This window comes from Paenibacillus sp. FSL K6-4396 (assembly GCF_038002525.1).
GTDB lineage: Bacteria > Bacillota > Bacilli > Paenibacillales > Paenibacillaceae > Paenibacillus > Paenibacillus amylolyticus_B.
In genome coordinates this window covers 2,660,344-2,673,395 of sequence record NZ_JBBOCR010000001.1, presented here as the reverse complement: position 1 = coordinate 2,673,395, position 13,052 = coordinate 2,660,344, and the positions used below count along the sequence as shown (strand labels likewise).

Below are 13,052 nucleotides of genomic sequence, written 5' to 3'. Positions count from 1 at the left end.
TTGAAGTGTACCTTCCGTTACATCGTAGCAGGGACCTTGCTGGGTTCATAAGATACATATCCATGATTCGGATTGAACAAAAATACGGATTTACTTGTGCTTGCCTGAGCACTCGGTACACATATTCCTTCTACTCATCCTGTGAGTCACGAACGATGACGATACTGGCTGGGCGTGCAACCGGTCCAACGCTTGAATATTTTGATAAAATAATTATCGCTTCCGAATCCTACCCGGTAACCAATCTCCTGTACAGGAAGATCCGTCTCACGCAAGTATTCAGCCGCTTTCTCCATCCGTACCCCGTGCAAGTAGTGAATCAGGGTATGGCCGGTTTTCTTTTTGAACAAAGCACTCACATAATTCTCACCCATCATCACATATCGTGACATGGATTTGACGGTAATGTCCTGGTCGTAATGCTGCCCGATATAATGAATTATTTTGCTAATCTCCGGATGTTTCACAATCGGCTCACGAACAGGTGTAAATGGAAGATCCGTATCAGACGGGGGCGCAGAAGAGACCGTAAGAGAATCAGGCGAAACAGGCGTTGATGTGGGAACCGGTGTGGAAGGTGGCACTTGATGATGATCTGTCTCTGTCAGGGCTTCAGTCGAAGCTCCCAGTTCTGCACTTACTTTACGGAGTGTATCACGCAGTGAATTCACACTCATGGACAGTTTCAGAATATAATTGGAAGCCCCGTATTCCATTGCACGGCGTACATATTCGAACTCCCCCATACAGGTGAGCATGACAAACTTGGTTTTTAACCCGGCCTGACGGGTCTGTTTGAGTAATTCCAGACCATCCATACCTGGCATGACAATATCGGTCAGTACCAGATCCGGTGTATCCTGTATAATCATCGCCAGCGCTTCGGTCCCGTTACCGGATTCCCCGATGACCGTGAAGCCCAGCTCTTCCCAGGAAATAATCTCTCGCACCGACTCACGTACAAATACTTCATCTTCCACAAGTAATACTTTCCACATGCCAGATTCCCCTCTCCAGTGCGCTAGTCTGATCGCTTCTGTACGTAAGGCGTCGACAATAAAAAAGGAATGCTGAACCTCACTAATGTCCCAGGCTTGGTATCAATCACTTCAAGTTCACTTTGGCCTTTGAACAATAACCGCAATCGTTCCTTAAGGTTAGACAGGCCGATCCCCGGACGTGTGCGGGTCATTTGCAAACGCCGGGATTCCTCCATTCCAATTCCGTTGTCTGCCACCTCCAGCATCAGCTTTCCGGTGTCTTGCCTGTAAATTCCGATGCGGATCTGACCAAGATGTTCCAGTGGCCCGACACCGTGGTGAATGGCATTCTCCACAAGTGGCTGCAAGCTCAGCTTGGGCACCAGCGCATATTCCAGTTTATCGTCAAATTCACAAGTCACCTCAAAGCTATCGCGGTAACGAATCCGCTGAATATGAAGGTAGGCTTGAACCAACTCGATCTCATCCTTCAGATATACCAATTCGACCTGTGAATTCAGGCTGACCTCCAGTAATTTGCCCAAGGAAACACACATCTCGGAGATCTCTTCATTCCCGCTGCGGATCGCGCTCCATTTCATTGTATTCAATGTATTCAGGAGAAAGTGCGGATTCATCTGGGCCAGGAGCATATGAAAATGTACCGCTTCCTTCTGGCGTTCCTCCGCCTTGAGTCTGTTGATCATCTGATTGGCATCATCCAGCATCGTATTGAACGTGCGTGTCAGTTCCAGCACTTCCCCACGGCTGCGGCCTTCGGGAATACGAATCTTGAGGTTTTTGCGGACAACCTCCCTCATCTTATTCTGTAAGTGCGACAAGGGGCGCGTGAACGTTGCCGAGATCATAAAAGCCATCACTACAAATGCTCCTGTGAAGCCAAAAAAGGTCAGAAAGTAACGTTGTTTAAGCTCGGATATCTCTGTAAACAGAATGGACAGCGGAATGCGATTCACCATATACCAGTCCAGTGATTCAATGTACACGTAGTTAATCAGCGTATCCGAGGCTGGATCAGTCAGATAAGCCTGTGCCGGATGAAGAGCTATTTCACGCGTAACCTCCGGGGAAAGCACCGATGTTTTGGATGAACTGGCGATGGTCTCTCCACTACCTGTAATAAGGTAATACTCTTGGTTAGTCTGGGAATCCTTCAGCATGGTCTGGAACCAGTAGGAATAATCAATGCTAATTCGTGCCAGCCCGTATCGCTTGCCGCCGCTATCTTTCATGTAAGCATACAGCGACAACAGATATGGGCTGGAGGATAACTCTCGGAGCACAGGGTTAGAATCCCGTGCATCCCAGCGATAGAAAAGTTCTTCCGGTTGAAGCGAGTGTGAATCCGTACCGCCTTTTGGAATGGTTATTTCCCCCAAACGTTCGCGGAATTGTTCCAGATAGGGGCCATAAGTCAGTGCTTTTTTGGGCAAATACGAAGTGTAAACGCTATCATGAAAATCCAGCAAGGTAAAGTACACCGAAGGGTTATATAGGAAGAAACTGTTGTTGATCATCTTGAACTTTTCTTCTACCAGCGACTTGTTCTCCAGCGGCGTACGGCTGTCCGGGGAGGTTAGCACACTTCTTACCGCGGAATCCTGTTCCAGAAAAATGAGCGTTTTGAAGGCAATGCTCATCTGGTCCTCCAAAGAGCGGTACATCTGGACTAGTTGCTCATGGCTCTGCTCACTGATTTTCTGCTCGACCAGCGATTCAATCTGCTGATAATTGTAGACATTCAATGCACTGAACGGTAAAAGAATCAACACCACAAATGCACCGAACAGGCGGTATCTGAGCCGCTGTGGCAACCAACTTTTCCAATTTGGCTTCTTCATTCCTTAGTGCTCGCTCCCCTACAATTAATGACCCCATTATAGCACCTGCCTGCCATTTACAGCCGGAGTCGAATGATTTGCATGGATTTGTGATATTCGTTGCCTGCATTCATGTGAACTACACAGATATGTTCTATTGGTGAAAGCAAGAATGAATGAGTGAGTGAGTGAATGAATGGATGGATGGCTAGATGGACGAGACCGATAACCTCATACTTGATGTCTTCGCCGATACTCCGAGGGACTGATTCCTATGGTGGACGAAAATACGCGGCTCAGATAAAATCCGTTCTCATATCCACATCTCTCAGCTATCTGCGTGAGGGTCAGACGGCTATCTGCCAGCAAGGCTTTTGCCTTTTTGAGACGAATCGCTTTCAGATAATCGGATGGTGTCTCTTGAAAGGCTTCCCGGAACCTTCGGGTGAGCTGGACTGGACTCAAAGCCAAATGTTGGGCCAACATTCGGAGACTGACCGCCTCTCCTGCCCACTCCTCCAACAATACCGCCGCTTCAGCCATGAGGGCATCCTCCGTGAACTTGGTTTCCATTAGCCCGCTCTGTCTGCGCTCCCATTGATACAGCCGCCACAAATCCAACATCAGATGAGTTTTCCATCCTTTTGTAGCCTCATCGTTGTCCTCACTCGCCAGACGCAGGTAGGCATATGTTGATGCCAGACGCTTCGTATCATTAATGAGAGATTTTCCGATTGGCGGCAGGAGACTCTCATCCTCTGCGGAGTTACAACGGAACAACATATAGTGAAATGTCAGCGGGGTTACTGTCTCTCTGCGAAAAGGAACGCGGGGTGGGCACAACACCAGATCAGCAAAACCCGCCTCTCCGGTCTGCCCGTCAATCTCGTAACGAAATACGCCCTCTTCCACGGCAAAGACGACCCAAGCGTCGTAGATATCTTCTGCCAGAGCAAATTCAGCTTTCTTCTTCCAGTAGATGTGATTAAGAAGCTCCATGACACACCTGCCTTTGTTATGAAATAAAGTATATGCTCGATGATAATATAGTGTATTTGAAAAGTAAATATATAGAACTAATATGAAATTATAGATATGAAACAAGAAATCTTAGCTAAGGCTTATCCATATTCAATGAGAGAGGTGTTCGTATGAAGCATGAACTCGTTACACCGGATATCACCGTCATCGGGGGCGGGCTTGCTGGCGTATGCGCTGCCATATCTGCTGCCCGGCTGGGCCAACAGGTCGCGCTGGTGCAGAATCGTCCTGTGCTCGGCGGCAATTCCAGCAGTGAAGTACGCGTATGGGTCTGCGGCGCTACCGCCCACGGAATTAACCGCTATGCCCGCGAGACGGGCATCATGGGGGAACTGTTTGTAGAGAATCAGTATCGTAATCCAGAGGGCAATCCTTATCTCTGGGACCTGATCATTCTGGAAGCCGTTCGAGCTGAATCCAACATCCGCCTGTACCTGAACACGGATGTACATGAAGTCGAGGCCACTGGGGATGGAGATGAACGCATGATCACCTCTGTTACCGGGTGGATGATGGGTTCTGAGCGCAAAATCCGATTCGAAAGTCAGATCTATCTGGACTGTACGGGCGATGGACTGGTTGGCTTTCTGGCTGGTGCCAAGTTTGCACTCGGTCGGGAAGCCCGCAGCGAATATGGCGAAGAGTGGGCACCGGAGGTGGCTGATCAGATCACGCTGGGCAGTACACTTCTCTTTTATACCAAGGATGCTGGTGCGCCTGTCCGTTATATCCCCCCTTCTTTTGCAAAGGATATTACACAGACCAGCATTCCGATTCGCCGGGTCATTCGCAGCGGGGATTCCGGTTGTCATTACTGGTGGATTGAATGGGGCGGGGAACATGACACCGTACACGACAATGAGCTGATCCGTGATGAACTGTGGTCCGTGATCTACGGGATCTGGGACTATATCAAGAATTCCGGTAAGTTTGATGCCGACCATATGACGCTGGAGTGGATTGGTTCTCTGCCTGGCAAAAGGGAGTACCGCCGCTTCACGGGTGACTATGTGCTCACCCAGAACGATATTATCAGCCAGCGGGAGTTCCCGGATGCCGTTGCCTTTGGCGGCTGGTCCATTGACCTGCATCCCCCGCAGGGCATGTATGCCGAAGCGAGCGGCTCTAAGCATATGCATGCCGATGGCATATATCACGTGCCGTTCCGCTCGCTGTATTCCGCAAATGTGCGGAATATGCTCATGGCCGGGCGCGACATCAGTGCATCACATGTCGCCTTCGGCACAACCCGCGTCATGGCCACATGCGCGGTCATCGGCGAAGCCGCGGGTACGGGCGCGGCGCTCTGCGCGGCCATGGGGGTGTCGCCGCGCGAGTTGCACGCGAGGCATCTGGCGGTCCTGCAGCAGACGTTGCTGCGGCAGGACGCTTCCATCATCGGGGTGCGCAGCCACGATGAGCTGGATCTAGCCCGGCGTGCCAAGGTTACAGCCTCCAGCACGCTGACGGGCATCGCCCTTGAGCAGCCTGGCGAGACGTACCCGCTGGGTACGGATGTTGCCCTGCTGCTGCCTGTGCATCCAGTGCTCAGCGGCCTGGAGCTGCTGCTGGATGCATCCAGCGATACCGCGCTGACGGTAGAGCTGTGGGATACGGGGCGTAAGGAGAACTACGTCCCGCATTCGTTACAAGTTACGGCGACTGTTAACGTTACAACAGGAACTGCGCAGTGGGTGAAGCTGCCGCTCGAATGGCGACCGGAAGAACCACAGAATGCTTTTATGATCATCCGCTCCAATAAAGCCGTCTCACTCTATCATTCGACAGAAGCACACAGCGGGGTGCTGATCTTCTTCAAAACAGAAGAAAACCACGTGTCCAAAAATCTGGAGGATCATGCCACGGATCAGCCTGTCGTATTATGGTCCATGCAGGGGTTGGCGCGTCAGCCATTCTGCTGTCGTACCCTCTCTGAGACTTCGGCCTATTCATCGGACAACACGATCAACGGTTATCATCGCCCTTACGGTGGGCCGCAGCAGTGGATGTCGCAGCCGATGCAGTCTGGCAAGCCTCAATGGGTACAACTGATATGGGAAGAGCCACAAACCTTGGCTGAACTGCACTTGACGTTTAATGATGATGTGAACGAGGATCTGGTTAATTTGCATCACCATCACACAACATTCCGCGTGATGCCTGAGCTGGTGCGTGATTATCGAGTCGAGGTATTGGCTCCGTCTGGCGAGTGGATCGACATTATCAACGTTACTGAAAACCGCAGAAGAAAAGTCGTTCATCGCCTGGATGTGCCTATGTCAGCTAAGGCTCTGAGAATTATAATTGATGCCACAAATGGCAGCAGATATGCCGAATTAATCGAGATTCGAGCTTACTAAAACAAAAAGGAGGATACAGGAAACTGTATCCCCCATCCTCCGTACAAGTCCGCCTTATTCTATTCGGCGGTTGGAACCCGCAAGCCCTCAATCAGGATAAACAACGTAAGTGCTTGTCCATAGCCCATCGGACTGATCGCTATATCTTTATAAAACTGAGCATCCTGCCCCACAGGAGTACCATAGGACACCTGCTGTACAACTCCGTGATCATCAATTTGTTTCAACACCGCTTCAAGCGCACTCAAGCCATTCTGGCGATAGGATTCATCCAGGTATCCATACCGGATTCCCTTGAGAATGCCGTATCCAATCGCTGCTGTTGCCGAGGTTTCTTTGTAAGAGGTTGGATCATCCAGCACAGTGTGCCACATGCCATCCTCACCCTGAAGCTTGCTCAGTGCTCTGACTTGAGCGGTTGCTGTATCCAGCAGATAGGCCTTTAGCCCGTCTTCGATCGGAATGATATTCAGGAAATCCATAACTCCCGCCGTATACCATGCATTGCCTCTTCCCCAATGAACAGCACCATAATTATGATTTTCGTTGAAATCCCAGCCATGATAGAACAATCCGGTTTTCTTGTTATATAGATATTTGATATGCACAAGGAACTGTCGTTTGGCTTCTTCCACCATGTCGGGTTTCTTGAAGTATACCCCTGCCTTGGCCAAAAATAGCACCGTCATAAACAAAGTATCAATCAGAATTTGACCATCATTGGCATCTCCCGTGATCATATGTTGAAACGCACCATCTCCGGTTCGCAGCAGTCCGTCCATGATCCAACTGCTCCACTCCTCACAAACATGTTCGTACTCTTTGTTTCCGGTCAGCTCGCATAGTGAAATCAAAGTAAGGAGCGGAGCGCAGGTGTTCACATTTTTTTCTGGTAATCCTTCCATCAGCCTTGCATTGTACCATGATTCGAGAAATTCCAGCACTTTAGGATCTTTCGTTGCCTCATGGAGCTGAAGCAAGCCATACAGACCGACACCTTGCGGCCATTCCCATAGATGTATGTCGATTAGTCCGATGGGAAACTGTTCATTGATGCTTGTGTTTTTCATAGACTCCATCGCTTGAGATACCTTGCTTATTCTCTCCTGCAGCACCATTTGATTCAGCATGTTGGTTATCACTCCCTTGGTTTCTTGCACACGATTCAGCGCTCCATGTCCAGTAACTTCAGTTGTCCCTTCACTCCATGACCGTCATGTACGATTTCCTCTTCTTGAATATGAAAAGGCTTGTTCATTCCCCATCGAATTGGACCATATACCGGGTCTATTAGAGTGAGAGTTAAAACTTGACTGTCGAATTGCGGGCTTGAAGAACGAACTTGGTTGATAAAAGCGTCAAATGACCCGAATTGCTGTTCGCTTCCTGCTCTTATAATCCAGGCGTTACGCAAACCAGGGGAAATAAGCTCACGTTCTCTTGTCACCCCGTTGCTCTCCATACTCGTCCCGTTAGCCGCATATATAGCTGCATACCCCTTATCCAAACGAGCAAAATGCCAGTTCTCATGCCTTACCCATTCCGTGAAGGAGTGAGTAGGAAAATAAGCATGTGTCCAGTCAGAGTTGTTATCCGCAGGAATATCAAACATCATCAAAGCGATCCCCTCATGCTGAACAACATCGGGCAATATCCCATTCCCAGCCCAGAAGCAAGGTCGACCATCCCCATGCTTGTATATTTCTGCCGGATGATTCACCCAGATCAGCGCCTCAGGTGACAGAGATAAATGCTGGACATGCTCCTGATAACCTGGCTTGCCTGGGCGGAAGCGAATGATTGAGGATAAGGAGTATTCCTTAGTCCGACAGTGATAGAGCTTGGCGTAACCTCCCTTGCCCTGCTGATTGGCGAACACCAATTGCTGATTCTCCCCAAGCAAGAGATGCTCCTGATATGCTGCTGGAGGACTGTAATCCGATAAACTCAAGGCAACATTGCTTATTGAATAATTGTTTACATTGCCAACGCCATAAGCGATCCAGCACATTGAAGTGGTTCCCGCTGCATAACCACCCAGCAGTTCCTTCTCATAGCTGCGCCCAAACGTTGTGGACAAGACTCCTTGATGCATCTGAACGGTAATATAATAGAATAACAGGTCCATTGCCTTTTTGGCTTGCTGCCTGAGCTGTTCATTATGGGCAAACTCATAGATATGCAATAGCCCAACCGCATCAATCGGAATGTATGCACTTGAATTCCATTCTGCCAATCCTTCATCCAAAAAGCGCTCAAACCATAATGCAAGCCTCTGCTCTGCTTTTTGACGATGGACTCCACCGGATTCACCACTGTTGCTGAATGTTTTATCTCCAAACAATTGTCCGGCTAACAGTTCATTGGTATGGAACAACAAGGCATGGTTCTCACTGAAGAACCACATCACATCATCGCCAGGTTCATCAATCCAGTATCGATAGCCCAGAATGCTTGCTTTTACCCGATCCCAGAACGATTCACTGAACAGACCACTATTTCGCTCATCTCTCCAAAGACGGAACAGCCCCACCAGATAGAAGTCACTGCAATCCTTTCGTTGCTCAATCCCTTCCACACCATCAAGCAAAATGCTCTCTGCTTCTTGCAGATTACCTCCTGTTTTGAGCATGGCGATGGCCTTATGAATATTGGGACTGCCCTTCTCGGCAATGCATTGCAGAGCCAGGGATTTGCGGGCTTCAATATCCGCAGCTTGCTGAGCAGCCTCATCATAGCTGGTATCATAGGATTGGCAGCCAAACTTCTTGGTTAGTACAACATTTGAAACTGAAATAGACAGTGTGAAGTATACGTAATGATGACCGAGTTGATTCGTATGCGCCAGGACCAGGTCCGTTTCCTTTTCGGCTATCTGTATCGTCTTATTTTCGGTGCCATCAAAAAAATTGCCATACTGAATATCAACCTCTCTAACGATGTCCGGTAAGGGAAGCGGCAGCTTAAGCTTAATCTGCTCACCTCTGAAGAGATCCGAAGGAAAATAAGCCTGTTCGAGGGCTTCCTCTGCGGATCTCACAGACTCCGCCAAATGAGGAGCAATAGGCAGGGAAATCACCAATTCCTCGTCGCCCAGGTATTCCACCGCAAAAGCATACATCGTATCCCGCTCAGCCAGATCCTCCCAGCAGGCATAGATCTCATTGATTCCGCCTACAAGTTCAGCTTTAATAACGATTTCCTGTTCCTTGTTACGCGTGAGTGGTGCAAAGTCCGTTACCATTTCCCCATTCACCCACAACGTCAGACTGCCATAGGTCTTAATCTGCAAAGAGGCGGTATGAGCAGTCGGAGAAATCAGTCTTGTCGCCGCGTAACTGCGCAGATGTGTCGGTACAAACCAAAATCCTGATTGCTCCACCCGTGGATTATTCCAAGGAGAATACAGTGCCCAAGGCATTCCGTTCTCTTCTCCAACGAAGTCGTCTCCCGGGCTAGGAAACTCGCTCCATTGATCAAAAAATCGGTTCATAGGCTGCGTTCTCCTATGTTCTACAAATTCCTTTCTGCATGGATTCTCATGAATGGCAAAACCATCGATTAGCCAATCATTAATATCTCCCTCCATCGTTGTTGGAACAAATGCAACAGGCTTCGTATATATGCCGCTGATCATCCAATGATTAATGACCTGATTGTGACCTAATTTCATAGGTTTATAATTCAAGGTATCCATCCCACTTCGGGTGGTATCTGACATTCAACTCATCCTTTCATTCCTGAAGTAATCATACCGCTGACAAAATATCGCTGGAAAACCATAAAAACAATCAGTACCGGAAGCATCGTGATGACGGACATCGCAAGCAAACTTCCCCAATCCACGTTGTATTCACCAATAAAATTAGAAAGCGCAAGCTGAATCGTATATTTCGATGGGTCACTAATCGCAATTAACGGCCATACAAAATCATCCCATCTCCACATGAAGGAGAAGATTGCGAGCACCGCAAGAATCGGCTTCGCTATCGGAAGAATAATACTCCAGTAAATTTTCCATTCGCCCGCGCCATCCATTCGGGCAGCTTCCAACAGCTCGTCCGGTACGCTCAACAAATACTGGCGCATAAGGAACACACCTGTCGGGGTTGCTGCTGGCGGGATAATAATCGCGAGCAGGCTATTATACATCCCCAGTGCGCTCAGCACCTTGAATATAGGAATCATGATTACCTCAATCGGAATCATAAGTGTTGAGATAAAAGCAATTAATATGATCGAGCTTCCGCGGAAGCGGTACTTCGCGAGTGCAAAGCCTGCCATGGAATTAATCAATAACAGCAGCAGCGTTGAGGACACCGTTACGATCGTACTATTCATAAAATATAAGCCAAAATCACCTTTGCTGAATGCCGCCTTGAAATGCTCAAAGGTGACGGGCTGCGGCCACAACTTGGGAGGGAAGCTGTATAGATCGCTATTCGTTTTCAGAGAAGAAATCACGACCCACAGGACAGGCAGGAGCCACACCACTGCAGCAACAGTTAACATACTGTAGATGACAACTTTGACCATAGGCTTCATTACCATTACGTAGCCCCTCCTTTCGATAGACGGAATTGCAGAGCCGAGAATCCACCAATAAGGATAAACAGCATCACCGACATGGCACTGGCCAGACCGAGCTCCTGTCTGTTAAAGCCAATCTCATAAATATATTGAACAATATAGGTGGTATCTTTGCCCGGCCCACCACCTGTAAGCGCAAACATAAGTGGAAATGCTTTGAACGCGTCAATCAGAGTCAGCATAACAACAAGCAAGCTTGTGGGCTTCAAAAGCGGGAGCGTGATATAGCGAAACACCTTCATTCCCGTAGCCCCGTCCAAGCGGGCAGCCTCATAATAATCCGTAGGTATAGCCTGCAAACCCGCGATAAAAATGACCATGAAAAAGCCTGCACGTGACCATACTGTCGCGATGATTACAGCCGTATTTGCCCAAAAGGAAGAGGTTAAAAAGCCGACAGGTTCCACACCAACCACGGTTAGCAGATGATTCAAAATGCCAAATGAATCTCCGAAAATCCACTTCCAGGTCAAGCCTACGATAATGTAAGAAATCATGGTCGGCCAGTAAAATACGGCCCTGAAGAAACCGCGCATTCTAATCTCGCGCGCAAGCAGCAAAGCAATGCCGAGCGCTGCTGCATATATTAGTGGGACAACAATTGCTGCATAAATCCCCGTTCGTCCGATGGTCGACCAAAATTCCCGATCTCCTATAATTTTGATGTAATTGTCCAGCCCGTTGAACTTCATTGGGTTCAATCCATCATAGACATGGAAGGAATAATAGAGGCCCAATAAAGAGGGAAATACGATAAAAGTTCCAAAGATCAGGAGATTGGGTAATATAAACAGATAAGGAGCAATAACGAGCTTCCTGTTCTGTTTTGCCAGCGTATTCCTGTTTAATCGTTGTCCTTCACTCATCTGCTTGCCCCTTCCTTATGCGTTATTCGAAAGGGAGGCTTCACAGGAATCGCTAAGCCCCCGAATACGAATGAACCACATGGCATTACGTTTATTGACTGCCAATAGCCTCGTTAATCAGTTTGGCTGTTCGATCCAGCGCCTCCTGCGGAGTTGCCTCATCGGATAGAACCTCAACAATATTATTTTTCAGGTCCGTTGTAATTTTGGATATAATGGTCTGTCTGGACCAGTCATTAGCTGCAAGAGGCGAACTGTTCTTCAGTTCATCAGCGAAGATTTCAAACATCTCCTTGCCAAATTCATAATTCAGGACAGCGCTGTCCTTCCGTGGACTCATAAACAATGACTCCTGATTATATTTTGAATTCACTTCTTTGGACGTTAAGTATTCAATAAATTCTGCCGCCTCCTGCTCATATCCGCTGCCTTTGAAAGCCATCAGAAACTTCCCGCCTGGTACGGAAGAACGTTGTGTTCCTTTTGGCATGTAGGTGACTCCCCATTCAAAATCGGTGATATCCTTGTAATTGCTGATCATCCAGTTACCAGCCCAGTGGGTAGCCACCGTCCCGGAACGGAACAGGTTGTTCGGATTTTCCCCTCCGAGCCATACGGATTCGGGCATGATCCCTTCTTGATGAAGCTGCTTGAATTGCTCCATGCTACGGATTCCGGCTTCATTGTTAATCGCTGCCGCAGTGCCATCCTCTGTTAAGATGCTTCCGCCATTCTGATACAAAAGAGTGGACCATCTATGCGGTGTGACATCCCATACCATGCCATAACGTGCTCCGCCTTTGTCCATAACCTCTTTTAACGCAGCTGTGTATTCATCCCACGTCCATACTTGGTTAGGAGAGGTCGGTACTTTGACGCCAGCTTTATCAAATAAGGTTTTGTTATAAATAAGCCCATTCGCTGTAACATCCATAGGCGCCGCTACCAGTTTGTCATTAATAACATAATATGGTTTAAGTGAGTCAATAAATTGATCCTCGAATTGGTCCGCATTGTCCACGTAAGGTGTTAGATCAACCGCCTGATTAGCAAATGATCCGGTATCCGTGACCCGGCTCAGGGCAGGTGGCTTTCCACCGGATAACATGGTTTTTAATTTGGTTTGGATATCCTTGAAGCCAACTTCAATCAGGTTGATTTTAACCTTGGTATTGGTCTGCTCATAATCTTTAATGATTTCCTTGATGACCTCTCCTTCTTTGCCATCAGAGAACCACAGGAAATCCAGGGTTGTTTGTTTTGGATTAGCATTGGTACCTGAATTTCCGCAAGCAGTTAATACGATGAGTAACATGACCAATACCATGCTAGTGATGAGCTTAAACGTTGTTCTTCTTGTCATATCAACATCTC

The 13,052-nt window shown here is 48.2% G+C and carries 9 protein-coding genes; 1 reads left to right on the top strand and 8 read right to left on the bottom strand.

The genetic code is table 11. From position 1 onward, the window contains the following. Positions 1-146 precede the first annotated feature (146 nt). From MHB85_RS12260 to MHB85_RS12250, 3 genes are all read right to left on the bottom strand, one after another. Positions 147-998, bottom strand: a complete 852-nt coding sequence (locus tag MHB85_RS12260; protein ID WP_091017029.1) for a response regulator transcription factor — start codon at positions 996-998, stop codon at positions 147-149. Between the two features lie 23 nt (positions 999-1,021). Then, positions 1,022-2,842 (bottom strand): cache domain-containing sensor histidine kinase, encoded by a 1,821-nt coding sequence (locus MHB85_RS12255; RefSeq protein WP_091017031.1) that lies wholly within the window; start codon positions 2,840-2,842, stop codon positions 1,022-1,024. A gap of 210 nt (positions 2,843-3,052) precedes the next feature. Beyond that, complete coding sequence (locus MHB85_RS12250; protein ID WP_091017033.1) at positions 3,053-3,820, bottom strand: helix-turn-helix domain-containing protein; 768 nt, start codon at positions 3,818-3,820, stop codon at positions 3,053-3,055. A gap of 152 nt (positions 3,821-3,972) precedes the next feature. Here MHB85_RS12250 and MHB85_RS12245 point away from each other — a divergent pair, with 152 nt between their 5' ends. Then, a complete protein-coding gene (locus tag MHB85_RS12245; protein WP_091017034.1) occupies positions 3,973-6,222 on the top strand; it encodes an FAD-dependent oxidoreductase in 2,250 nt (749 codons plus the stop codon). A 59-nt stretch (positions 6,223-6,281) separates the two neighbouring features. On the opposite strand, the gene bglB is transcribed toward MHB85_RS12245, so the two are convergent. From bglB to MHB85_RS12220, 5 genes are all read right to left on the bottom strand, one after another. Further along, complete coding sequence (gene bglB, locus MHB85_RS12240; protein ID WP_091017036.1) at positions 6,282-7,352, bottom strand: beta-galactosidase BglB; 1,071 nt, start codon at positions 7,350-7,352, stop codon at positions 6,282-6,284. A 35-nt stretch (positions 7,353-7,387) separates the two neighbouring features. Beyond that, complete coding sequence (locus tag MHB85_RS12235; protein ID WP_341072982.1) at positions 7,388-9,943, bottom strand: hypothetical protein; 2,556 nt, start codon at positions 9,941-9,943, stop codon at positions 7,388-7,390. 5 nt (positions 9,944-9,948) lie between these two features. Further along, a complete protein-coding gene (locus MHB85_RS12230) occupies positions 9,949-10,767 on the bottom strand; it encodes a carbohydrate ABC transporter permease (protein WP_373419856.1) in 819 nt (272 codons plus the stop codon). 5 nt (positions 10,768-10,772) lie between these two features. Beyond that, positions 10,773-11,678 (bottom strand): carbohydrate ABC transporter permease, encoded by a 906-nt coding sequence (locus tag MHB85_RS12225; RefSeq protein WP_105598307.1) that lies wholly within the window; start codon positions 11,676-11,678, stop codon positions 10,773-10,775. A gap of 91 nt (positions 11,679-11,769) precedes the next feature. Next, entirely contained in the window at positions 11,770-13,041 is a 1,272-nt protein-coding gene (locus MHB85_RS12220) for an ABC transporter substrate-binding protein (protein WP_341072981.1), read from the bottom strand. Positions 13,042-13,052: the final 11 nt, after the last annotated feature.

Bases quoted from the DNA above. Each gene is read 5' to 3' on its own strand.
- MHB85_RS12260 (WP_091017029.1), bottom strand. From the start codon at position 998: ATGTGGAAAGTATTACTTGTGGAAGATGAAGTATTTGTACGTGAGTCG.
- MHB85_RS12255 (WP_091017031.1), bottom strand. From the start codon at position 2,842: ATGAAGAAGCCAAATTGGAAAAGTTGGTTGCCACAGCGGCTCAGATAC.
- MHB85_RS12250 (WP_091017033.1), bottom strand. From the start codon at position 3,820: ATGGAGCTTCTTAATCACATCTACTGGAAGAAGAAAGCTGAATTTGCT.
- MHB85_RS12245 (WP_091017034.1), top strand. From the start codon at position 3,973: ATGAAGCATGAACTCGTTACACCGGATATCACCGTCATCGGGGGCGGG.
- bglB (WP_091017036.1), bottom strand. From the start codon at position 7,352: ATGCTGAATCAAATGGTGCTGCAGGAGAGAATAAGCAAGGTATCTCAA.
- MHB85_RS12235 (WP_341072982.1), bottom strand. From the start codon at position 9,943: ATGTCAGATACCACCCGAAGTGGGATGGATACCTTGAATTATAAACCT.
- MHB85_RS12230 (WP_373419856.1), bottom strand. From the start codon at position 10,767: ATGAAGCCTATGGTCAAAGTTGTCATCTACAGTATGTTAACTGTTGCT.
- MHB85_RS12225 (WP_105598307.1), bottom strand. From the start codon at position 11,678: ATGAGTGAAGGACAACGATTAAACAGGAATACGCTGGCAAAACAGAAC.
- MHB85_RS12220 (WP_341072981.1), bottom strand. From the start codon at position 13,041: ATGACAAGAAGAACAACGTTTAAGCTCATCACTAGCATGGTATTGGTC.